We start from the raw sequence: 21,208 nt of genomic DNA, 5'->3' as shown, positions 1-21,208 counted from the left end.
CTCTCGTCAGGCGGGCATGCCGGCGGATTCGCGGAATGCCCGCGCCGCGCCCGGATGCAGCGGCAACCCCTGGTATTTCCAGGACACCGCCGGATCCCAGGCGCCCATGCTGGCATGGATCGTCGTCAGGCGCTGGCCACGGTTGCGGATCAGCGTGCGGGTGATGCGGTAGGCGGCCTCTTCCGGCAGGCTTTCATGCACCATGATGACGCTGTCCATGGTGGTCACGGCCACGTCGGCGGATTGCAGCGCCGGGTAGGTGGCGGCGGGCAGCACGCCTTCCGCATAGGCGAACTGGTCGATCAGGTGCCTGCGCACATCGGCCGGGAAGTCCACCAGCTGCCCGCCGCGGCGGCCCTGCGCGATTTCGGTGAAGATCGCCGCCGGGCGGGCAAGCGCGGCATAGAGGTAGTCCACCTGCCCGTCGGTGAAGGCGCCGCCGATATCGGCATAGCTGCCGTTCAGGTAGCGGCCGCCTTCCTGCCGGATGCGGTCGGGGCTGCTGCCGAGGAAGCGCAGGATGCGCTGCAGCGTCATCTCGTCGGTGGAGGAGCGCTGCGGGCAGGCGATCTTCAGGCCGCGCTGCGTCAGGATGCCGCGCATGTCGGTGCCCGGCGCATCCTTGGCCTTGAGGAAATGGTGCTCGGTCGGCGAGTAGCCGGTGCCGAGGCAGCGCAGGCCCTCATGCTTCTCGCTGTAGGGATCCTCGCCGCGGCGGGCGGACGCGGCGAAGGCGTCGATGCCCCAGCCGATCGGCGACTGGTTGCGGTTGACGCGGGTGGCGTTGGCGAGGCCGCCGCCGGGGACGACGCGGATCTGGATCTCCGGGTTCTCGTCCTTGATGAGCGCGGACAGGCCGGCGGCCATGGTGTACCAGCCGCCGCCGAGCGAGCCGGCGACCCATTCCAGCGTCTGCTGCGCGACGGCGGGGCGGAGGAAGGGGGCGGCCAGGGGAACCACAAGCGCGGCGCCGGCGAGGCTGCGACGGGTGAGCATGGGCGGGGTCTCCCGGGATCGTCGGCGCGATCATGGCTGGACCACCGGGCGGCGACAACCGCGCCGTCCGCTGCAGCCGCGCCCGGCGGCCTGTCGTCGGGCCCGGCGGCGCGTGGACAGGCGCGGCACAACCAGTGCGGGTGGCGTGCGGCACGCGTCCCTCGCCGGCGAATGACGCGCCCCGCCTGCGCGGGCCCGCGTCGCATCGGGATGCGAACCCCGACGCGCAGCCGGAGGAGGGCTGGAGCGGTTTCCGTTCGCCACGGCCCACGGCAACCGCTCCAGCCATTTGACTCTGCGAGCATCTTCGCCCGCTCAGGTGATCCCACCTGAGCGGGATCCGCTCTAGGCGAAGGCGCGCTTGATCCGCGCCCAGTCCTCGATCGCCCGCTCCTGCCCCGGGACGATCTGCACCGTGAACTCGGTGTAGCCGGCATCGCGCAGGTCGCCGATGCGGCGCTTCAGCTCGGCCTCGGTCGCGGTGAAGCTGCTCAGGCGGATCAGCTCGCTGGTCACGAAGGGCCGCTCCTCCTCCTTCACCGCCATCAGGTGGCCGCGGTGGTTCTCCAGCCAGGGCGCATCCTTCGGCTCGAAGCCCTTCGCCAGCGCGACATAGCCGGCGACCGCGTCGCGGCAGCTTTCCGGCACCGGGGAGATGTTGGGCAGGCCGGACAGCGCCTCGTCCGCCGCGCGGTGCAGCATGACAGCGGCGCGCGGGCCGGCCTGGGCGATGGCGCGCGGGCTGTCATGGGGCTCGCCCTCCTCCAGCACGCAGCCGAGGACGAAGGCCGTTGCCTCGGGCGCGCCCGCCTGTCCCGCCGCCACCCAGGCATCGCGCATCTCGGCCAGCATGGCGACCGCGGCCGGCACGTCGGAGAAGAAGTTGATCCAGCCGGCGCCGAGCCGTGCCGTCAGCGCCCGGGCCCGCGGCCCGGCGGCGGCCAGGTGCAGGCGCATGGGCGTGCGGATGTCGATCAGCCCAAGCTCCGGGTTCAGCAGCCGGATCTTGCGGCGCTGCCCCTCGATGGTCGTCTCGACCGTCTCCCCGGCCAGCAGGCCGAGCATCACCCGGATGTAGTCCTCGAACTCCTGCAGCTTCATGGCGCCGAGGCCCATGGCCCGCCGCCCGGTGAAGCCGGTGCCGAGGCCCATGTCGACCCGCCCCGGCGCCAGCTTGTTCAGCGTGGCGAAGGCATTGGCCGTGACGGCGGCGATGCGGTTGGACGGGATCAGCACGCCCGTGCCCAGCCGGATGCGCCTGGTCCGCATCGCCGCCGCGCCCATCGCGACGAAGCAATCCGCCGACAGCATCTGGGTGTCGTAGAACCAGGCGGAGCGGAAGCCGAGCTCCTCGGCGCGCTCGGCCAGCCGCCAGCTTTCCGCATCGGTCGGCATGGCGATCCCGAATTCCATCGCGCGTCCCTCCCCAGGTCTTGCCGGCATGCTGCGCGCCCGGCCCCGGCCTGGGCAAGCCGGCGCCAGTCGCTATGGTGACCGCGTGCTCGGCTTCCTCTCCCTCTGCCTGCCGATCTTCGCCGTCATCGGCCTGGGCTGGGTCGCCGTGCGGCGCGGCATGATCGCGCCCGGCGTCACCGACGCGGTCGGCATCTTCGCCTTCAACTTCGCCCTGCCGGCGATGCTGCTGCGGCTGATGGCTGCGCAGAAGCTCTCGGAAAGCTTCGAGCCGCGCTTCTTCGCCGGCTACCTCGCCGCCTGCCTGCTGGTGTTCTTCGGCACGCTGGCCGGCGCCATGCTGCTGGCCGGGCGGCGGCGCGGCCAGGCCTCGGCGCTCGGCGCCGGCGCCGCCATGGGCAATGTCGGCTATCTCGGCCCGCCGCTGCTGCTGCCCCTGCTGGGGGAACGCGGGGCGGGGCCGGTCGCCATGGCGATCATGAGCGAGGTGGCGATCGTCATCGCGCTCGGCAGCGTGCTGATGGCCCCGATCGGGGAGCGCGGGGTGCTGGCGCGGGTGCTGCGGTCCCTGCTGCTCAACCCGGTGCTGCTGGCGATCGCCGGCGGCGCGACGCTGGGCGCGCTGCAGGTGCCGATCCCGGGGCCGGCGGAGCGCTTCCTCGCCTTCCTCGGCAATGCCGCCGGGCCGACCGCGCTGTTCGCCCTGGGCGGCACGCTCGGCAAGCTCAGCCTCGACCGGCGGCTGGCGCTGGCGGCGGGCGCGGCGACGCTGGGCAAGCTGGTCGTCTACCCGGCGCTGGCCTGGGCCTTCCTCGGGCCGGTGCTCGGCCTCGAATGGTTCTGGGTGCAGGCGGGGGTGATGCTGGCGGCCATGCCGACCGCGACCAACGCCTTCGTGCTGGCGCAGCGCTTCCATACCGGGGCGGAGGAGGTCTCGGCCGTGGTGCTGCTCTCGACCGTCATCGCCTCGGTCGGGTTCCCGGTGACCGCCTGGCTGCTGGCCGGCCCGGTCCCCGGCCCCTAGCGTCTGGCCCCTGACGCCTGGCGCGTAACACTTGGTCAATCGAGCGTCACTTGCGCGGGGGGCCTCGCGATCTGTAGGGCTGGGGGAATGACCCGCGGCCTCGTCCTCCTGGCGGCCCTGGTGGCCCCGCTGCTGACCCTGCCCGGCTGCGCGATGGAGCCGATGGCGCCCGGCGCCGCCAGCATCGGCCCGCCGAGCCCCGGCGACCTGCTGCCGCCCTTCGGCCGCATCACGCCGCGCATCCGCCCCCCGTCCAGCCAGCGCCCCGCCTGGCTGCCGGAATTGCCGCCCGACATGCCGCGCTACCGGCTGCCGGATGACGGGCACCGGGACCGGCTGGTCTGAGGCGCCGCGCCGGGGCCCCGGAGCCCGCCATGCGTCCCTGGCCGGTCCGGGGGTCGCCCGACCACTGGCCGGGGCAGCGGACGGCGGGCGGCGCTTCCCTCGACCTCGCGCCCCCCAATCACGCCGCCCAATTGCGCGCGGTGAAGTCCATGACGAAGGATTTCGCCGGCTGCCAGGGCAGGTCGCGGCGCTTGCCGATGAAGACCGCGGTCTGGAACAGCACGGTATAGGCCGGGTCCTCCCGCTCGGTCAGCGCCAGCAGGCGGCGGAACAGGGCGCGGCGGCGCTCGACATCCGTCTCCACCTGCAGCGCGTCCAGCAGGCGGGGCGCTTCCGGGTTCTCCCACTGGCCGCTCGCCCAGGTCTGGCCGCCCGGGCCGTAGACGGAATGCGCCGCCACCGGGTCGCCGAAGGTGGCGGTGTTGGAATTGTCGCAAAGCCCGCGGCCGGGGAAGCGGCCGAGGATCTGGCCCCAATTCTCCTTCATCTCGATCTGCACGTTCAAGCCGGCCTGGCGCCAGCCCTCCTGCAGGATCTGCGCCGAGGCGACCTGGCCGGTGTAGTAGTTGTTCAGCAGCTGGTACGGGATCGGCTCGCCACGATAGCCTGCCTCGCGCAGCAGGCGGCGGACCTCGGCCGGGTCGAAGCGCGGCGCCTCCCAGTCCGCCAGGTGCATGTCGCCATAGACCTCCCATTGCAGCCCGCGCGGCACCGCGGTGCGCCCGGCCCAGAGGCTGTCCACGATCGCCTGCCGGTCGATGGCGTGCGACATGGCGCGGCGGACCAGCGGGTTGGCCAGCACCGGATGCGTCTTGTCCCAGACGATCAGCCGGATGTTGTTGATGGGCCCGCCGACCACGTGGTGGCGCGGGCTGCGCTCGATCCCGGCGATCTGGTCCGGCGGCAGGTCGCAGGCGAAGTCCCAGTCGCCGGCCAGCAGCCCGGCGACGCGGGCGGCGACATCCGGCACCTCCACCAGCCGGATGGATTTCAGCGGCGGCCGTCCCATCCAGTGCCGGTCATGCGCCTCCAGCAGCAGGTCCTGATTGGGGCGGTAGCGCGCAACGCGATAGGGCCCGGTGCCGACGGGCTGGCGCGCCCAGTCCAGCCAGGTCGGCGCCGCGGCGAAGGCGGCGCGGGAGAAGACGGCGCCGGTGGTGCGCGTCAGCCGCCCTTCCAGCGTCACGTCCGGCACGGCGTTGACGAAGCGGACCGTGCTGCGGTCCACCACCTCCAGCCGCTCGAAATTCGGGTAGTGCGCGCGGGAGATCGCGACCGCCTCCGGCGGCGGGGTCTTGCCGGCGGCGCCGGCGGTGGTGGAGGCGAAGAGGCCGCGCTGGTCCGCCGCGAGGCCGGTCCACATCCTCTCCCGGCTGAAGGTGAAGGCGACGTCCTCCGCCTCCATCGTCCGTCCGTCATGCATCACCACGCCGTCGCGGAGCGTCAGGTGCAGCGTGCGGGCATCGGCGCGGCGCCAGGACGTGGCCAGCATCGGCTCCGGCCGCTGGGTGCGCAGCCAGTCGATGCCGATCAGCGGCTCGGAGAAGCTCGGCATGATGCGGAAGCCGACATTCGACTGTTCCCGCATCGGCTCCAGCGTGCCGGAGGTGCTGACGGTCTGCACCGCCACGGTCACGGCGGGGCGCTGGTCGGCCTGGGCGAGGCCAGGCAGCGGCAGTGTCGCGGCTGCCGAGGCGGCCAGCAGGTCGCGGCGTCGGATGGTCATGGCGTCCCCCGTCCTGATCCGGGCGGGACGCCGGGGTCCTGCCCGCGAAGCCCGCGGCCACCGGCCGCGGATCGGCGGGCCCCCGGGCGAAGGCCGGGGACCCGCGCCGCGGCCTGCCGCCGTCCGGCGGCACGCTGCGGCGCCGGAACGCTAGGCGGCGGGCATGTCCGGGCGATGACGCTTCCATGACGCCTCCGCGTCCAGGCCCGCTTGCCGGCCGGGGCCGGCGGGGACAGGCTGCGGCCCTCCATCCCGCGACGAGGCACCGCATGACCGCCGAAGGCCCCGACTCCGCCCTCACCGCCTGGCTCGCCACCCAGCAGGACGCGATGCTCAAGGTGCTGGAAGCCATGGTGAACACCGATGGCGGCAGCTACGACAAGGCCGGCGTGGACGCGGTCGGCGCCATCGTCCGGGACTTCCTGGCCGAGCACGGCATCCCGGTGGAGGTGGTGCCGGGCGAGACCTACGGCGACTGCCTGAAGGCGCGGGTCGAGGGCGGCGATGCGCTGAACAGCGGCAACATGAAGCGCTCGATCGTGCTGATGGGCCACCGCGACACGGTCTTCCCCAAGGGCGAGCCGACCCGCCGCCCCTTCCGGGTCGAGAACGGCATCGCCTATGGCCCCGGCGTCGCCGACATGAAGGCCGGGCTGGTGATGAACATGTTCATCCTGGCGGCCTTCAAGCGCTTCGGCGGCGCGCCCGGCCCGCTGCTCGGCCTCTTCACCGGCGACGAGGAGATCGGCTCCCCCGAAGGCCGGAAGGTGATCGAGGCGACGGCGCGCGAGGCCCGCGTGGTGTTCAATTCGGAACCCGGCCGCCCGAATGGCGGGGTGGTGACCGGGCGGAAGGGCGGCGTCTTCTCGATCTTCGACATCGAGGGCAAGGCCGCGCATTCCGGCGGGAATTTCGAGGCCGGGATCAGCGCCATCGGCGAACTCGCCGCCAAGATCACCGCCATCCATGCGCTGACCGACCTGAAGCGCGGCATCACGCTGAATGTCGGCCTGGTCTCCGGCGGGCAGAGCGTGAACACGGTGGCGCCCTGGGCGCAGGGCCAGATCGACCTGCGCTACGTGGAACCGGCCGACCGCGACGAGATCATGGGCAAGATCCACGAGATCATCGCCCGCAGCCACGTCCCCGGCACCAGGGCGACGCTGACCATCCGCGGCGAATTCCTCCCCCTCACCCAGACCCCCGCCGCGGCGAAGCTGTTCGGCATGTATGTCGATGCGGCGAAGGAAAGCGGGCTGTCCGTCACCGGCGAGTTCTCCGGCGGCTGCGCCGATTCCGGCTTCACCGCCGCGGTCGGCGCCCCGACCATCTGCGCCGTGGGACCCGTGGGCGGCAAGGCGCACAGCCCGGAGGAGTATCTGGAGGTCGGCAGCCTGGTGCCGCGCGCCCAGGCCATGGCGCGGGCCATCCTGCGGCTGGACCGGGCCGGGCTGTGACCCCAAGGCGGGTCTTGTATTACATCGCTGTAACCCATAGCTAGCGCCACCGTAAGCCGCGCCGGGCCCATCCGGCGCGGCGATCCTCCGGGGGCCCCGCCATGTTCGGCATGTTCAAGTCGCAATCCGCCTCGCTCGACCTCACGCCGCGGACCTGCATGGTCGTCTCGCTCATCTACTGCATGGGCGCGGATGGCGAGATGGATGAGGAGGAGATCGGCCACCTCGTCTCCGTCCTCGGCCGCGGCGCCACCCGCGCGCAGCTGGATGCCGCGCTGCGCTATGTCCGCGCCACCCAGCCGGCGCAGTTCCTGGCCGACAGCAATGCCCGCCTGCGGCCGGAGCAGAAGCTCTGCATCATCCTCAACATGATCGACAGCGCGATGAGCGATGGCGAGGCGGAGCAGGGCGAGCAGCAGCTTGTCATGCAGTTCAGCCAGGCCTGGGGCGTGCCGCAGACCGACCTCGAGGGGCATTTCCGCACCCTGGTGGCGAAGAACGACCGGTCGGTGCTGGACCGCTGAGCCGTACCGGGCGGGGCTTTGCCCCTCCCGGACCCACCCCATCCGGGACCCCATGGACGATGCCAAGCATCGTCCATGAGGTCCGCCTTGGCCGAAGGGCCTTTGAAAGCCTCGGGTCAGTCCGCCTTCGCGCCGGTGCGGGCCACCACCTCGCCCCAGCGGACATGATCCTCCGCCAGCCGGGCGCGCATCCGCGCCGGGTCCTCCAGCCGCGGGGTGAAGCCCATCTCGCGCACCCGCGCCTCCACCTCCGGCAGCGCCGCCGCGCGCAGCACCGCCTGGGACAGCTTCGCCTGCACCGGGGCCGGGGTGCGCGCCGGCACCGCCAGCCCATACCAGGTCGTGCTCTCGAAGCCCGGGATGCCGCAAGCCTCCGCCACCGTCGGCACGCCGGGCGCCGCCTGCGACGGCTCGCGGCTGGTCACCGCCAGCAGCCGCACCTCCCCCCTGCGCCAGAACTCCAGCACCGGCCCGGTCTGGTAGAAGAAGATGTCCACCTCCCCCGCCAGCAGCGCCGTCATCGCCAGCGGCCCGCCCCGGTAGGGCACATGCACCAGCTCGAGGTCGCGGGCGGCGGCGAATTGCGCGCCCGCCAGGTGGGTGGAGGCGCCGACGCCGGTGCTCGCATAGGTCATCCGCCCCGGCGCTGCCCGCGCCGCCGCCATCACCGCCGGGCAATCAGTCAGGTTCGGCCGCCGCGCCGCGCTGACCGTGAGGAAGTTCGGCGCATCCAGCACCCCGGCCAGCGGCGCGAAATCCGCCTGGGTGTCGAAGGCCAGCTTCCGCAGATGCGGGTTGATGGCCAGCATGGCGCTGGTCGCCATCAGGATGGTGTGGCCGTCCGGCTCCGCCCGCGCCACCGCTTCCATCGCCAGGTTGCCGCCGGCGCCGGCGCGGTTGTCCACCACCACCGGCACGCCCAGCGCGGCCTGCAAGGGCCCCTGGATCAGCCGGGCATAGATGTCGGTGCCCGTGCCGTTGGGAAAGCCGCCCAGGACGGTCACCGGCCGCCCGGGGCGGGGGAACTCCTCCGCCGTCGCCGGCACCAGGGCGGCCGCCAGCCAGGCCAGCACCGCCACGCTCCATCCACGCATCCGCATATCCGCATCCCGGCCCTGGTTGCGCCGCGCCGGCCCTTCTCTCCCGCCCGCGATCCTCGCCACCGGCGGCGGCGGCGCGCAAGCCCCCAAGGTGCGGCCAGAGGTGGCTCCCGGCGGCTTGCGTGGCCCGGCGGCGGATGCCAGCTTGGCCGCAGCAACCCGCACCGGGTGCCGGGGCATGCGCCAGCCGGTCCCCGCGGCGGCTGCGCCCTTCGGTGACGGCCCCGGGGCGTCCTTCCGCTGCCCCGGCAGCCGGCGGATGCGGCCGGGACCGCAGGCTCCGGGACCCCGAGGCAGGCCGCCATGCAGTTCGCCTATTTCAACCTGATGTCCATGAACCACCCCGGCGAGACGCCCGCCGCGGTGCTGGCGAACACCGTCCGGCAGGTGCGCCTGGCGGAGGAGCTGGGCTTCGACGCCACCTGGTTCGCCGAGCACCACTTCTCCTCCGCCTCGGTCTGCGCCTCCCCGCTGCTGATGGCGATGCATTGCGCGGCGGTGACCAGCCGCATCCTGCTCGGCCCCGCGGTGGTGGTGCTGCCGCTGCACCATCCGCTGCGGGTGGCGCAGGAACTGGCGATGCTGGACCAGGTCAGCGGCGGCCGCCTGCTGCTGGGCTTCGGCCCAGGCCACCAGCCGCACGAGTTCCGCAGCTTCCAGGTGCCGATCGAGAACCGCTACGCCCGGCTGCTGGAAGGCTGGGACATCGTCGAGCAGGCGCTGACCACCGGCCGCGTCCACCACCTGGGCGAGCATTACCGGATCGAGGACACGCCGATCGCGGCCGGCACCCTCTCCGGCCGGATGCCGCCGATGTTCCTGGCGAGCATGACACCGGCAGTGCTGGCCCGCGGCATCCGCGCCGGCGCCACGCCCATGCTCAGCCAGGGCTACCGCACGGGCCCGCAATCCCTGGGCCCCTGCGCGGACCTGCGGGAGGCCTGGCGCGCCGCCGGGGGTGCGGAGCCCATGCCGCTCGGCCTGCAGCGCTACCTTTTCGTGACCGAGGATCCGGCGGAGGCGCGGCAGGCCGCCGAGGGCCTGCTCGCCCTCGCGCGCAACACCCGCTCGCTCCGCGCCGCCGTGCCGCCGCGCGACGGCGTGCATCTCCGCCCCGTCGCCTTCGAAGGCGAACCGACGGTGGAATGGCTGCTGGAGCATGGGCTGATCGGCGCGCCGGAGAAGATCGCCGCGCAACTGGCCGAGGACATGCGCCTGCTGCGGCCGACGCATTACTCCATTTACATGGGCTTTACCGGCCTTCACGGCGCGGCGGTGGAACGCTCCCTCACGCGCTTCGGGCGGGAGGTCCTGCCGCGGCTGCGCGCCGCGGCCGCCGCGGCGCCGGCGCGCGCGGCCTGACCGCAAGCGAGACAGGGCGTCAAAATTTCCTGAATCGAACCCTTGCCGGGCGACGCTGCGGCCCGGCATCGCCGCCCCCTTTGCGCAGGCGCGGCTTTGCGCCTAGTTACGCCCCCTCTCGTCGCCCGCCTGGTCGGGCACCGATCAGCGGAGGCTTTCAGTGGCGGATTTGGTCGAGGTCGCGGGCCTGAAGGTCGCAACCGAATTGGCCCGGTTCCTGGAGACCGAGGCCCTGCCGGGCACGGGCGTGACGCCGGAGCGCTTCTGGTCCTCCTACGCCGCCATCCTGCAGGACCTGGCCCCGCGCAACGCCGCGCTGCTGCGGAAGCGCGACGACCTGCAGGCGAGGATCGATGCCTGGCATCGCGCCAATCCGAGGAAGCCGGTGGACCTCGCGGCCTACAAGGCCTTCCTGCAGGAGATCGGCTACCTCGTCCCTGAAGGCCCGGATTTCCAGGTCGGCACCACCAATGTGGATGCCGAGTTCGGCCAGATCGCCGGGCCGCAGCTGGTCGTCCCCGTCTCCAACGCCCGCTATGCGCTGAACGCCGCCAATGCCCGCTGGGGCAGCCTGTACGATGCGCTCTACGGCACGGATGCGATCCCGGAGACGGACGGCGCCACCCGCGGCAAGGGCTACAACCCGGCGCGCGGCCGGAAGGTGATCGACTACGCCCGCAGCGTGCTGGACAAGGTCGCGCCGCTGGCCGGCGGCGCGTCGCACCGCGACGCCAAGTCCTATGCCATCACCGCCGGCGCGCTGGCGGTGGCGCTGCAGGATGGCCGCAGCATCGGCCTGGCGCATCCCGGGCAATGCGTCGGCTACCAGGGGGAGCCGCATGCGCCGGCGGCCATCCTGTTCGTCCATAACGGCCTGCATGCCGAACTGCATATCGACCGCGACCACCCGATCGGCAAGGACGACCCGGCCGGCATCGCCGACCTCGTCCTCGAAAGCGCCGTCACCACCATCGTGGACTGCGAGGACAGCGTCGCCGCGGTGGATGCCGAGGACAAGGTCCTGGTCTACCGCAACTGGCTGGGCCTGATGAACGGCAGCCTGTCGGCCGAATTCGAGAAGGGCGGCAAGACGCTGGTCCGCCGGCTGAACGCCGACCGCACCTGGCTGAAGCCTTCGGGCGGCGCGATGACGCTGCATGGCCGCTCGCTCATGCTGGTGCGCAATGTCGGCCACCACATGATGACCGACGTCGTCACGCTGGACGGGCAGGAGACGCCGGAGACCATCCTCGACGCCATGTGCACCGTGGCGATCGCGCTGCACGACCTGCGCGGCAGGAAGCTGAACAGCCGCGCCGGCAGCGTCTACATCGTGAAGCCCAAGATGCACGGGCCGGAGGAGGTGGCCTGGGCGAACGACCTCTTCGCCCGCGTCGAGGATGCCTTCGGCCTGCCGCGCGACACGCTGAAGATGGGCATCATGGACGAGGAGCGCCGCACCACGGTGAACCTCCGCGAATGCATCCGCGCCGCGAAGGACCGGGTGGTGTTCATCAACACCGGCTTCCTCGACCGCACCGGCGACGAGATCCATACCTCGATGGAAGCCGGCGCCATGATCCGCAAGGCGGACATGCGCGGCACCGCCTGGATCAAGGCCTATGAGGACAGCAACGTCGATGCCGGCCTGGCCTGCGGCCTGCGCGGCCGGGCGCAGATCGGCAAGGGCATGTGGGCGGCGCCGGACATGATGGCCGCGATGATCGAGCAGAAGGTCGGTCACCCAAAGGCCGGCGCCAACACCGCCTGGGTCCCCTCCCCCACCGCCGCCACGCTGCATGCGCTGCACTACCACGAGGTGGACGTGGCCGCGCGGCAAGACGAACTGGCGAAGGGCGGCCGCCGCGCCAAGCTGGACGACATCCTGACCGTCCCGCTGGCGACCGACACCAACTGGCCGGCCGATGCGGTGAAGGCGGAGCTCGACAACAACGCCCAGGGCATCCTGGGCTATGTCGTCCGCTGGGTGGACCAGGGCGTCGGCTGTTCCAAGGTGCCGGACATCAACGATGTCGGGCTGATGGAGGACCGCGCGACGCTGCGCATCTCCGCCCAGCACATCGCCAACTGGCTGCGCCATGGCGTGACGACGAAGGAGCAGGTGGAGGAGACCATGCGCCGCATGGCCGCCGTGGTGGACAAGCAGAATGCCGGCGACCCGGCCTATGTGCCGATGGCGCCGGCCTTCGACGGCCCCGCCTTCCAGGCCGCCCGCGACCTGGTCTTCGAGGGCACGACCCAGCCCAACGGCTATACCGAGTTCATCCTGCACAAGCGCCGGCGGGAGGCGAAGGCGCGCGGCTGAGGCCGCGAGCGGGCAGGCGCGCCCCGCCGCCCTTGCTCCGGCAGGGCGGCGGCAGCTTGCGTCCAGGCTTGGATGCCGTGCCGCCGGGACGCAGGGGCGGCCGGCGGCGCTTCGCGTCGAGGAACGGACGCCGCCCCGCCGCAGCCTGTCGTTCTCAAGCCTGTCGTTCTCGGCGCGGAGTCACGCGCCGCGGCGTTCAGGCCGCGGCGCGATCCGCCTAGGACTGCTTCCGCAGCGACAGGGAGCGCGTGCATTGCGTGCCACGCTGCTCCCCGGTGAAGACGCCATTCTCGATCCTGCCCGCGACCGTCGTCCCGCGCCCGGTCGGCGAATGCAGCGTGACGATGCCATCGGCCGAAACCGGCCCCACGGCGATGTCGTTGCGCGCCTGGTCGATGACGAGGCGGCCCTCCCCGTTCGCCACGACCAGCGAGCGGTTGATCTGCTGCGGTCCGCAAACGCTGCTGCGGGAGGCGGTGAGATCGCCACGGCCGGCATAGCGGCCATCGAGGCGCGTGCCGGCGGGCCCGGCCGCAACCGGGGCGGCAGGGGCGGCGGTTGGTGCCGGTGCGCCGGTCCCCGCCCCGCCCTCGGCGCAGGCGGACAGTGCCGCCAGCGCGGCGATGGCCAGCCCCCGGCCCCAGGTCATTCCACGCAATGCCATGCTCGGACCCTCCTCAGGCGCAGGAGTAGAGGCCAAGCCGCCCGGTTCCGCAACGTTCGCGCGGCCCTCAGGCCACCAGGCTGAACACCCGCACCAGCACGGCCGGCCTGGGCGCCAGCGGATGCAGCGTGCCCACGAAGGCCAGCCGGTTCAGCCAGCCATGCGGCCCTTCCGGCGCCGTCACCTCCAGCGTCGAGGCGCGGTAGTCCGCCGCGCCCTCCCGCGGCGCGATCACCACCCGGTTCAGCACGGTGATGACCGCGCCGTCCTCGGCCTCGATCTCGTACAGCGCCTCCAGCCGCTTCACCCCGTCGGGGCGGAGCAATTGCCGGTCGGCGCCGCCGGGCAGCACGCGGCCGCGGATCCGCGGCCCCTCGAACCGGCCGCCGAGGATCGGGACCAGGCGCCGCTCGCCCAGCGGCCCCTGCCCCAGCATCCGGGTCGGGCCGATCTCGACCAGCGCCTCCCAGACGAACGCCGTGCCGGGGGCGGCATGCCTGCCGTCCCGCGATCCGCCCTGCGCCACCGGCGGGATGTCGGTCATGCCCTCGCCCTCGCCCGTGCTTCCCGGCGCGCGATCCAGGTGGTGGCGGCGAAGATCACCGCGCCGCCCAGCAGCGTCGTGTGGGTCGGCACGTCGCCCCAGACCGCGAAGCCCATCAGCGACGCCCAGATCAGCTCCAGGAATTTGACCGGCTGCGTCGCCGAGATGTCGGCCAGCGAATACCCGCGCGTCAGGCAGAAATGCCCGGCCGAGCCGAGCACGCCCGTCGCCAGGAACAGCGCCCATTGCAGCGGCGTCGGCCAGGTCCAGGCATAGAGCGCCATGGGCAGGGTGAACATCGTGACGCCGATCGCCTGCCAGGCGACGATCACCGCCGGGCTGTCCCGCCGGGTCAGCGCCTTGGTGATCAGGAAGCTGGCGGCGAACAGCGGCGCGCTGGCCAGCATCACCAGCGCATAGGGGTTGCCGCCGCCGCCGAGCCCGGGCGAGACCACCACCAGCACGCCGGCGAAGCCCACCAGCGCCGCCGCCCAGCGCGCCGGGACCAGCGTCTCGCGCAGGATCAGCACGGCGCCCAGCATGATGAAGAGCGGCGTGGTGAAGCCCAGCGCCACCATCTCCGCCAGCGGCACATGCGGCACGGCGATGAACCACAGCACCAGGCCGGCCGTGTGCACCGCGCCGCGCCAGAGCTGCCCGCCCATGCCCTTGGGGCGATAGGCCGCGAGGCCGGCGCGCAGGATGAAGGGCAGCATCACCAGCAGCCCGGCGGCGTAGCGGAGGAACTGCGCGACGAAGGGATCCAGCTGCTGCGCCAGGGTCCGCAGCAGCGCGTTCAGCCCGGTGAACAGCAGGCCGGAGGCCAGCATCCACAGCATGGCCCGCGGCACGTCCTGCGGCGGGCTGCGCGCCGCCTCGGCCGATGGGCGCGGCGCGGTCACGCCGGTGCCGAAAGCAGGTCCAGCGCCGCCAGCGCATGCACCCGCGCCACCTGCTCCAGCTCCTCCACCAGCACGTATTCGTCGGCGCCGCCCATGTTGTGCGGCGTCGGGCCATAGACCACGGTGGGCAGCCCGGCCATGCGGAACCACCGCGCATCGCTGCCGCCGACCCGCATGTTCACGGCGCAGGGGCCGCCCAGCACCTCCGCCGCCGCCGCGGCCGTCACCCGCACCACCGCCTGCGCCGGGTCGGTGTGGTTCGGCTCGAAGCGGCGGGTCACGCGCCAGGTGACGCCCGGGTGCGCCGCCAGCGCCGCGGCCAGCGCCGCCTCCGCCCGGGCGCAGGCCACGCCGACCGGCAGGCGGATATCGACGCCCGCCCGCGCGCTGGCCGGCACCAGGTTGGTCGAGGTCCCACCCTCGATCCGGCCGATATTCACCGTCACGCTGCCCAGCACATCCGCCTCGCCGGCGCCGGCCAGCGCCTCGCTGACCGGCCTGGCCGCGGCGATCGCCGCCGTCACGCCCGCCGGCGCCTCCGGCACCAGGGCGCGCAGCCCGCGCACCGCATCCAGCGCGGCACACAGCCGGTCCAGCGCATTGACGCCCAGATGCACATGCGCGCCATGCGCCGCCCGCCCCTCCGCCTCGATCTCCAGCCACAGGAAGCCCTTCTCGCCGAAGCGCAGCACCCGCGGGCTGCCGGCATCGCCGATGATGACCGCGTCGCCCACCGCATGCGGGACATTGTCCATCAGCCATCTGGTGCCCAGCGGGCCCATGGATTCCTCGTCGCCCGCGAGCGTCAGCACCGCCTCCCCCCGCCACAACGCGCGGTGCCGCGCCAGCAGCGACAGGGCGAGGATGGAGGCGGCGATGCCGCCCTTCATGTCGGCCGTGCCGCGGCCATACAGCCTGCCGTCGCGCAGCACGCCGCCCAGCGGCGGCACGGTCCAGGGCAGCGCCTCGTTCACCGGATAGGTGTCGAGATGGCCGTTGAACACCACGCGCCGCCCCGGCCCGCTGCCGCGCACCCGCGCGACGACATTCGCCACCAGGTCGCTGGTCCGGTGCAGCGCCACCTCGGCATCCGGGACCGCGTCGCGGATCAGCGCCGCCGCCGCCTCGGCGCAGGCATTCGTGTCGCCCGGCGGGTTGGGGGAGGGCACGGCGACCAGCGCCCGCGTCAGGGCCACCACCTCGCCGGCGCGGGCTGCGGCGGCGGCCGCGAATTCCTGGCGTGTCATGCCGGCAGCATGCGCCAAGCCGGCCTTGCCGTCAGCCGAGGGCGGCGCTGATTTCCGCCGCGGCGTGCTCCCCGCTCTCCCAGGCGCCGCCGACGGTGCCGGCCAGGCGGGGGTGGCAGGCCTCCCCGGCGAAGCGCAGCCGCCCGCCGGCCAGCGCCGCATCGCGCAGCGCCGCCCGGGCGCCATGCTGCCCGACCAGGGCATGCGAATAGGCGCCGCGGAACAGCGGATCCTCCGCCCAGCCGGTCGCCACCGCGCCGGGGGCGAGGCTGCGGGCGACCTCCGCCGCGCCGAAGAAGCGCGCCAGGTCCTCGCGCGCGAAGGCCTCGGCCGCGGCCGGGCCCTGCCGCGCCAATTCCCACGCCGCGTCGCCGCCGATGAAGCCCACCACATGGTCGCGGCCCCAGGGCCAGAGCATCCAGGACATCGGCGCATCGCCCGGCGCCGCCACCCGCCGCCCCAGCCGTGCGAAGGGGCCGAGGCCGAGCCGCCCGGGCCCGGAGGCCCGCAGCGCCACCTTGCTCAGCAGCCCCTGCGGGACACCGTGGATGGCTGACTGCACCTCGGCGGGCAGGTCCGGCGCGAAGCGGAGGCCGCCCGCAGCCAGCACGCCGGTCGAGACGGTGACGATCGCCGCCCGCGCCCGCAGCGCGCCCCAGTCGCCTTCGGCGGTCACGCCCGCGCCGTCCCAGCGCAGGCGCCGCACCGGCGCGCCCAGCCGCACCGGCAGCCCCTCGCCCAGCCGTGCGACCAGCGTGCCGAAGCCCTCCGCCACCTGCAGGTTCGCGCCGTCCAGCGCCGTGGCGACATAGTCCCGCAGGCTGAAGCGGTCGGCACCGACGCCCGAGATGATGTCGCTGAACCAGTGGGCGATGGTCGCGTCCCAGGGGCCGCCGCGCGGCACCGCCGCGGCCAGGGGGATGTCGGCGCCGCCCGCCGCGTCGCGCGCCTCCGCCGCCGCCTCCCAGGCCTCGGCCGCGTCGTCATGCGCCGCGCGCTCCGCCGGCGTCGCCGGGCGGCCCTCCGTCAGCAGGATGTCGCGCACCCGGCGGCGCTCGTCGCGCAGCGTGTACCCCAGCGCGCGGGCCACCGGCGTCAGCGGGTTGGTCTCCGCGACATGGATCCAGGAGGCGCCATGGTCGAAGGGCGCGCCGAGCGACGCGCCGTCCGTGTACGCCCGGCCGCCCAGGCGCCCGCCCGCTTCCAGCACCTGCACGGTCCGGCCAAGGGCCAGAAGCCGCCTTGCCGCCGCGATCCCCGCCGCGCCGGCGCCGATGACGACTGCGTCCATCACCCCAAAGAGGCAGGGGGAGAGAGAACTCTCCCCCCGCGCCCCCCCTCTCCTTCTTCTGTGGGTCTATGCGCGCGTGCGGAAGCGCAGGACCTCGCCCAGGGGCTCCGCCGCCACGCGGCCCTGGCGCTCCAGGCGGCGCAGATGCGCCAGCGTCTCGCCCACGGTGAAGCCCACCTGCGAAAGCTCGCCGCTGGCGCGCGGGAACAGCACCTGCGCGGCCTCGTAGGCGGTCAGCGGCTCCCGGCAGGATTCGGCCAGCGCATCCAGCCGCTCCGCATGATGCGCCGCCAGCTGGTCCAGGCGGCGATGCAGCGTGGTGAAGGGCTCGCCATGCGAAGGCAGCACCAGCGTCTCCTCCGGCAGGCCGCGGAAGCGCTCGTTGCTGGCCAGGAAGTCGCCCAGCGGGTCGGCCTCCGGCTCCCCCGGATGCAGGCCGATATAGGGCGAGATGCGCGGCAGGATCTGGTCCGCCGAGATCAGCACCCCGCGCTCGGCGCTGTACAGCGTCGCCATGTCCGGCGCATGTCCGGCGCCGGTCACCACGCGCCATTCGCTGCCGCCGATCGTCGTGGACCGGCCATCCTTCAGCGCATGGAAGCTGCGCGGCAATTCGCCGACCGCCCGCTGGTAGAGCGGCCCGCGCCCCTCGACGAAGGAGAGGTATTCCGCCGGGCAGCCGGCGCGCGTGTAGTGCGCGACCTGCTGCGCCATCATGTCCGGCCCGCTGTCGTACCACAGCGCGCGCGCCATCAGCCATTCGATGCGCGTCATCGTCGGGAACAGCCCGAAGCGTTCGCACAGCCAGCCGGTCAGGCCGATATGGTCGGGGTGGAAATGCGTGACGATCAGGCCGGTCAGGCCGCGCCCGCCCAGTTCCGGCTGCGCCAGCACCTGGTCCCACAATTCCCGCGTCGTGCGGCTGGACACGCTGGTGTCCACCGCCAGCCAGCCGCCGGCATGCTCCAGCAGCCAGATGTTCACATGGCCGGGAGGGAAGGGCAGCGGCATGCGGGCGCGCAGCAGGCCGGGCTGCAGCATCCGCACCTCGCCCGGCGCGGGCGCCTCCGGCGCAAGCGGACGCGGGGATTCGGGCATCGACAGGGTTCTCCGCCCGCCGCATCCTCGCACCGGGCTCCGCCGCCACGATACGGCCGATCGCCGGCTTGTCGATCCGCGCTGGCGGCGCGCCGCGGCGCCTGGACCCTGGGGCCGGATGCCCTTCACCGCCAAAGGTCGGATGCGCGCTTCACGCGATTTCGACATGCACATTTCGCCCATCGAGATCATTCTGCGGCCAGGAAGCGTCGGGCAAGGGGCCCACGCGGCAGCGACAGGCGCCCGCTATGGGCATCACCGCCACCTTGCAGTCGCCACGCCGCCGGGTTCGCTCGACAGGTCTGGCACCCGGCCGGCCGGGCCCGTCATGGCTTGCCCTCGGGCTGCTGCTGGCGGCGATCCTCGCCCCGCCCGCCCTCATCCTGATCGAACGCGCGGTGCCGCCGCCGCTCGCCGAGATCGATCGGCTCGGCCGCCTGGCGGCCAAGGCGGCGGACGCCGTCGCGGCGCTGCTGGCGCAGCAGGCGGCGACGCCCCGCCGGGCGGAGGACGCGCCGCGCAACCCGGCCGCCCCGCCGGCCACCGCCGATGCCGCGCCGCGCGAGCCGGCCGCCGTGCCGATGCCATGGACCCATCTGGCGCTGCAGGGGGTGGAGCCCGACCTTGCCTCCCTCGGCGCCGCCCTGGCGATGCTCGCGCCGCGCGATGGCATCCGCATCGCGCTGCTGGCCCCGGACGGCCAGGTGCTGCTGCGCAGCGGCGCGGGGACCGAGCCGGAGCAGGGCGTGCTGGTGGTCCGCCGCGCGGTGCCCGGCTGGCCGCTGCAGGTTGCGGCGCTGCAGGCCCCGCCCGCGACGCCTTCCGTCCTGCCCTTCCTGGCGGTCGCCGCCCTGGCCCTGCTGCTGCTGGCCGGCTTCGCCCTGCGCTGGGACCGGCGGATCCGCGCCACCGCGGCGGCCGCGCTGCGGGACGAGGCGCTGCGGCGCGCCAGCCTGGCCGAGAGCACGGCGCGGCAGCGCCTCGCGCTCGGCGCCGCCGGCCTCGGCTGCTGGTCCTGGGACGAGGCGGCGGACGAGGTCACCTGGGACGCCAGCGCGGCGGCCATCCTGGGCTGGCAGCCGGCCTGCCTGGCGCGCGGCGATGCGCTGCGGCAGCGGCTCGACCCCGCCGACGCCCCCCTGCTGCAGGCGGCGCTGGAGCAGGGCCGCCGCAGCGGCGAGCCGACGCAATGCACGCTGCGCCTGCGCGCCACGCCGGGGCTGCCGCAGCGCTGGATCGAGCTGCGCATCCAGGCCTGGCCCGGGCCGCGCGGCATCCTCTGGCATGGCGTGATCGGCGACGCGACCGCGCGGCGGGAAGCGGAGGAGGCGCAGCAGCGCCTGCTGCACGAGGTGGACCACCGCGCCCGCAACGCCCTGGCCGTGGTCCAGGCCCTGCTGCGGCTCAGCCGCGGGGAGCCGCCGGCCGGCCTGCTGCCGCGCGTCGAGGCCCGCATCGCCGCCCTGGCCCGCGCCCATACGCTGCTGGCGCAATCCCGCTGGGAGGGGGCCGACCTGCGACGCCTGGCGACGGCGGAGCTGAACCGGCAGGGCCCGTCCGGCCAGCGGGCGCAGCTGGCCGGGCCGCCGGTGCTGCTCTCGCCGCTCGCGGCGCAACCCATGGCGATGGTGCTGCACGAACTGGCCAGCAACGCGGCGCGCCATGGCGCCCTGGCGGCGCCGGGCGGCAGCCTCTCCCTCACCTGGCGATGGCTGCCGGAAGGCGGGCTCGACCTCGCCTGGCAGGAAACCCTGGCGGTGCCGCAGCCGCGCGGCCGCGCACCGGCCGGCTTCGGCACCCGCATCCTGGATGCGACGATCCGCGACCAGCTTGGCGGGCGGATCGCGCGGGAATGGCGGGCGGAAGGCCTGCGCTGCAGCATCGGGCTGCCGGCCGGCTGCCTGGTCGCCGCGCCGGCGCTTCTCGCGGCGGAATAGGGCTTAGCGCGGCGCGGCGTGACCGCCCGGGCGCGTGCATCCGCCGCCCGGCCAGGGGGCCCCCGGCCTCTCGCTCCCGGCCGCGCCTGGCCGGATGCCTGATCCGCCCTGCGGGCTGACCGTCGCGGCGGCGCGTCGTCCGGTCCGGGACGCGATCCGCCGCCGCGACGGTCAGCCCGCCAGCGACCAGGGATCCGCCCGGCAGCTGGCCGCCAGATGCCGGGCGATCTCGGCCGGCGAAGGCTCCCTTAGCGCCGCGAAGGGCTTCGTCCAGCGGCTCCAATGCGGGTTCCAGCCGGGGTCCAGCAGCAGCGCCTCGCCCCAACGCTCCCGCAGCCGGGCCTGCTCGGCCTCCGCCCGTTCCTGCTTCGCCGGGTCGGCATCGTCATGGCCGCGCGACTTGGATTCGTAGTGCAGCAGCGCGATCCGCGGCTCGTACAGCACCGCCAGGCCGGCGGCGCGCAGCTTCAGGCACAGGTCCACGTCGTTGAAGCTGACCGGCAGGGCCTGCGCGTCGAAGCCGCCCACCGCGTCGAAGGCGGCGCGCCGGCAGGCGAGGAAGGCGCCGGTCACCGCGCCGGCCTGGCGCGGCACCTGCCAGCGGCCGAGCGGCCCCGGCGCCTCCGCCGCCGCGCCGACGCCGTCATGCCCCACCAGCCCCTCCAGCCCGCAGAGCACGCCGGCATGCTGGATGGTCCGGTCCTCGTAGAGCAGCCGGGCGCCGACCGCGCCCACCTCCGGCTCGGCCAGCAGCCGCCGCAGGATGCGGTCCCAGCCATCGGTCAGCATGCGCGTGTCGTCGTTGAGGAACAGCAGGATGTCGCCCGTCGCCTGCCGCGCCGCCAGGGTGTTGAGGCGCGACCAGTTGAAGGGCTCGTCGCGCCGCAGCACGCGGAAGCGGCCCCGCGCCTCGCCCTCGGCCAGGATCGCCAGCGTCTCCGGCGCGGTGCTGCCATTGTCCACCACCAGCGCCTCCAGCAGCGCCGGCTCCGCCGCGCGGGCGGCGAGGGAGGACAGCGCGTCGCGCAGCAGCGCCCCGCCATCGCGGGTGCAGGCGATGACGCTGATGCGCGTCGGCGGCGCCTCCCAGGCCTCCGGCGCGTCCAGCAGCCAGGGATGCCGCAGCACGCCCCGCAGCGCCGCCGGCGGTGCCGTGGGCGCCGGTGCCTGCCCGTCGCGCAGCGCGGAGGCGAGCCGGCGCGGCACATGCCCGACCGGCCCCTGCCGCCGCAGCGCCGCCCAGAGCGCCCAG

Annotated in this window: 18 protein-coding genes; 7 read left to right on the top strand and 11 right to left on the bottom strand. The window is 73.9% G+C overall.

Annotated elements, in window-relative coordinates:
* Window positions 1-6 precede the first annotated feature (6 nt).
* Window positions 7-996 (bottom strand): TAXI family TRAP transporter solute-binding subunit, encoded by a 990-nt coding sequence (locus E2C05_RS11605; RefSeq protein WP_133219793.1) that lies wholly within the window; start codon window positions 994-996, stop codon window positions 7-9.
* A gap of 345 nt (window positions 997-1,341) precedes the next feature.
* A complete protein-coding gene (locus E2C05_RS11600) occupies window positions 1,342-2,409 on the bottom strand; it encodes an LLM class flavin-dependent oxidoreductase (RefSeq protein ID WP_158292064.1) in 1,068 nt (355 codons plus the stop codon).
* An 85-nt stretch (window positions 2,410-2,494) separates the two neighbouring features.
* Here E2C05_RS11600 and E2C05_RS11595 point away from each other — a divergent pair, with 85 nt between their 5' ends.
* Together E2C05_RS11595 and E2C05_RS11590 are read left to right on the top strand one after the other, a co-directional pair.
* Window positions 2,495-3,433, top strand: coding sequence for an AEC family transporter (locus E2C05_RS11595; protein WP_158292063.1), 939 nt, complete (start codon window positions 2,495-2,497; stop codon window positions 3,431-3,433).
* A gap of 87 nt (window positions 3,434-3,520) precedes the next feature.
* Window positions 3,521-3,778 (top strand): hypothetical protein, encoded by a 258-nt coding sequence (locus tag E2C05_RS11590; RefSeq protein ID WP_133219790.1) that lies wholly within the window; start codon window positions 3,521-3,523, stop codon window positions 3,776-3,778.
* A gap of 118 nt (window positions 3,779-3,896) precedes the next feature.
* Here E2C05_RS11590 and E2C05_RS11585 read toward each other — a convergent pair whose 3' ends face one another.
* Entirely contained in the window at window positions 3,897-5,504 is a 1,608-nt protein-coding gene (locus E2C05_RS11585) for an ABC transporter substrate-binding protein (protein WP_133219789.1), read from the bottom strand.
* Window positions 5,505-5,773: 269 nt separating this feature from the next.
* On the opposite strand from E2C05_RS11585, the gene E2C05_RS11580 reads away from it, so the two are divergent.
* Both E2C05_RS11580 and E2C05_RS11575 read left to right on the top strand, forming a co-directional pair.
* The gene (locus tag E2C05_RS11580) at window positions 5,774-6,961 is read left to right on the top strand and encodes a M20 family metallopeptidase (protein WP_133219788.1); all 1,188 of its coding nucleotides are present in this window, start codon (window positions 5,774-5,776) and stop codon (window positions 6,959-6,961) included.
* A 101-nt stretch (window positions 6,962-7,062) separates the two neighbouring features.
* Window positions 7,063-7,485: a tellurite resistance TerB family protein gene (locus tag E2C05_RS11575; protein WP_133219787.1), complete on the top strand. Its 423-nt coding sequence runs from the start codon at window positions 7,063-7,065 to the stop codon at window positions 7,483-7,485.
* A 116-nt stretch (window positions 7,486-7,601) separates the two neighbouring features.
* On the opposite strand, the gene E2C05_RS11570 is transcribed toward E2C05_RS11575, so the two are convergent.
* Entirely contained in the window at window positions 7,602-8,579 is a 978-nt protein-coding gene (locus E2C05_RS11570; protein WP_240046712.1) for a tripartite tricarboxylate transporter substrate binding protein, read from the bottom strand.
* A gap of 309 nt (window positions 8,580-8,888) precedes the next feature.
* On the opposite strand from E2C05_RS11570, the gene E2C05_RS11565 reads away from it, so the two are divergent.
* Entirely contained in the window at window positions 8,889-9,947 is a 1,059-nt protein-coding gene (locus E2C05_RS11565) for an LLM class flavin-dependent oxidoreductase (protein WP_133219785.1), read from the top strand.
* A gap of 160 nt (window positions 9,948-10,107) precedes the next feature.
* Window positions 10,108-12,273: a malate synthase G gene (locus tag E2C05_RS11560; RefSeq protein ID WP_133219784.1), complete on the top strand. Its 2,166-nt coding sequence runs from the start codon at window positions 10,108-10,110 to the stop codon at window positions 12,271-12,273.
* A gap of 217 nt (window positions 12,274-12,490) precedes the next feature.
* Here the strand turns inward: E2C05_RS11560 and E2C05_RS11555 are convergent, their stop codons facing one another.
* The 6 genes from E2C05_RS11555 to E2C05_RS11530 all read right to left on the bottom strand — a co-directional run bounded on the left by E2C05_RS11555 (window position 12,491) and on the right by E2C05_RS11530 (window position 18,019).
* The gene (locus E2C05_RS11555; protein WP_133219783.1) at window positions 12,491-12,937 is read right to left on the bottom strand and encodes a hypothetical protein; all 447 of its coding nucleotides are present in this window, start codon (window positions 12,935-12,937) and stop codon (window positions 12,491-12,493) included.
* Window positions 12,938-13,004: 67 nt separating this feature from the next.
* A complete protein-coding gene (locus E2C05_RS11550; protein ID WP_133219782.1) occupies window positions 13,005-13,481 on the bottom strand; it encodes a DUF3237 family protein in 477 nt (158 codons plus the stop codon).
* Window positions 13,478-14,383 (bottom strand): DMT family transporter, encoded by a 906-nt coding sequence (locus E2C05_RS11545; RefSeq protein WP_200305569.1) that lies wholly within the window; start codon window positions 14,381-14,383, stop codon window positions 13,478-13,480. The genes E2C05_RS11550 and E2C05_RS11545 overlap by 4 nt, the downstream gene beginning before the upstream one ends.
* A complete protein-coding gene (locus tag E2C05_RS11540; protein ID WP_133219781.1) occupies window positions 14,380-15,630 on the bottom strand; it encodes a M20/M25/M40 family metallo-hydrolase in 1,251 nt (416 codons plus the stop codon). Before E2C05_RS11540 ends, E2C05_RS11545 begins: the two co-directional genes overlap by 4 nt.
* Before the next feature lie 31 nt (window positions 15,631-15,661).
* The gene (locus E2C05_RS11535) at window positions 15,662-16,921 is read right to left on the bottom strand and encodes a flavin monoamine oxidase family protein (protein WP_133219780.1); all 1,260 of its coding nucleotides are present in this window, start codon (window positions 16,919-16,921) and stop codon (window positions 15,662-15,664) included.
* A 66-nt stretch (window positions 16,922-16,987) separates the two neighbouring features.
* Window positions 16,988-18,019 (bottom strand): MBL fold metallo-hydrolase, encoded by a 1,032-nt coding sequence (locus E2C05_RS11530; protein ID WP_133219779.1) that lies wholly within the window; start codon window positions 18,017-18,019, stop codon window positions 16,988-16,990.
* 248 nt (window positions 18,020-18,267) lie between these two features.
* On the opposite strand from E2C05_RS11530, the gene E2C05_RS11525 reads away from it, so the two are divergent.
* Entirely contained in the window at window positions 18,268-19,956 is a 1,689-nt protein-coding gene (locus tag E2C05_RS11525) for an HWE histidine kinase domain-containing protein (protein ID WP_133219778.1), read from the top strand.
* A 171-nt stretch (window positions 19,957-20,127) separates the two neighbouring features.
* Here E2C05_RS11525 and E2C05_RS11520 read toward each other — a convergent pair.
* A partial coding sequence (locus E2C05_RS11520; protein WP_133219777.1) for a glycosyltransferase occupies window positions 20,128-21,208 on the bottom strand: 1,081 nt, incomplete at its 5' end.

It is taken from the genome of Paracraurococcus ruber (assembly GCF_004353985.1).
GTDB classification, from domain to species: domain Bacteria; phylum Pseudomonadota; class Alphaproteobacteria; order Acetobacterales; family Acetobacteraceae; genus Paracraurococcus; species Paracraurococcus ruber.
The sequence above is the reverse complement of the archived record's forward strand: the minus strand, read 5'-3'. Positions and strand labels throughout refer to the sequence as shown.

Excerpts from the sequence above, each read along its gene's own strand:
- E2C05_RS11605 (WP_133219793.1), bottom strand. The coding sequence starts at position 996 with ATGCTCACCCGTCGCAGCCTCGCCGGCGCCGCGCTTGTGGTTCCCCTG.
- E2C05_RS11600 (WP_158292064.1), bottom strand. The coding sequence starts at position 2,409 with ATGGAATTCGGGATCGCCATGCCGACCGATGCGGAAAGCTGGCGGCTG.
- E2C05_RS11590 (WP_133219790.1), top strand. The coding sequence starts at position 3,521 with ATGACCCGCGGCCTCGTCCTCCTGGCGGCCCTGGTGGCCCCGCTGCTG.
- E2C05_RS11585 (WP_133219789.1), bottom strand. The coding sequence starts at position 5,504 with ATGACCATCCGACGCCGCGACCTGCTGGCCGCCTCGGCAGCCGCGACA.
- E2C05_RS11580 (WP_133219788.1), top strand. The coding sequence starts at position 5,774 with ATGACCGCCGAAGGCCCCGACTCCGCCCTCACCGCCTGGCTCGCCACC.
- E2C05_RS11575 (WP_133219787.1), top strand. The coding sequence starts at position 7,063 with ATGTTCGGCATGTTCAAGTCGCAATCCGCCTCGCTCGACCTCACGCCG.
- E2C05_RS11570 (WP_240046712.1), bottom strand. The coding sequence starts at position 8,579 with ATGCGTGGATGGAGCGTGGCGGTGCTGGCCTGGCTGGCGGCCGCCCTG.
- E2C05_RS11565 (WP_133219785.1), top strand. The coding sequence starts at position 8,889 with ATGCAGTTCGCCTATTTCAACCTGATGTCCATGAACCACCCCGGCGAG.
- E2C05_RS11555 (WP_133219783.1), bottom strand. The coding sequence starts at position 12,937 with ATGGCATTGCGTGGAATGACCTGGGGCCGGGGGCTGGCCATCGCCGCG.
- E2C05_RS11550 (WP_133219782.1), bottom strand. The coding sequence starts at position 13,481 with ATGACCGACATCCCGCCGGTGGCGCAGGGCGGATCGCGGGACGGCAGG.
- E2C05_RS11540 (WP_133219781.1), bottom strand. The coding sequence starts at position 15,630 with ATGACACGCCAGGAATTCGCGGCCGCCGCCGCAGCCCGCGCCGGCGAG.
- E2C05_RS11535 (WP_133219780.1), bottom strand. The coding sequence starts at position 16,921 with ATGGACGCAGTCGTCATCGGCGCCGGCGCGGCGGGGATCGCGGCGGCA.
- E2C05_RS11530 (WP_133219779.1), bottom strand. The coding sequence starts at position 18,019 with ATGCCCGAATCCCCGCGTCCGCTTGCGCCGGAGGCGCCCGCGCCGGGC.
- E2C05_RS11525 (WP_133219778.1), top strand. The coding sequence starts at position 18,268 with ATGGGCATCACCGCCACCTTGCAGTCGCCACGCCGCCGGGTTCGCTCG.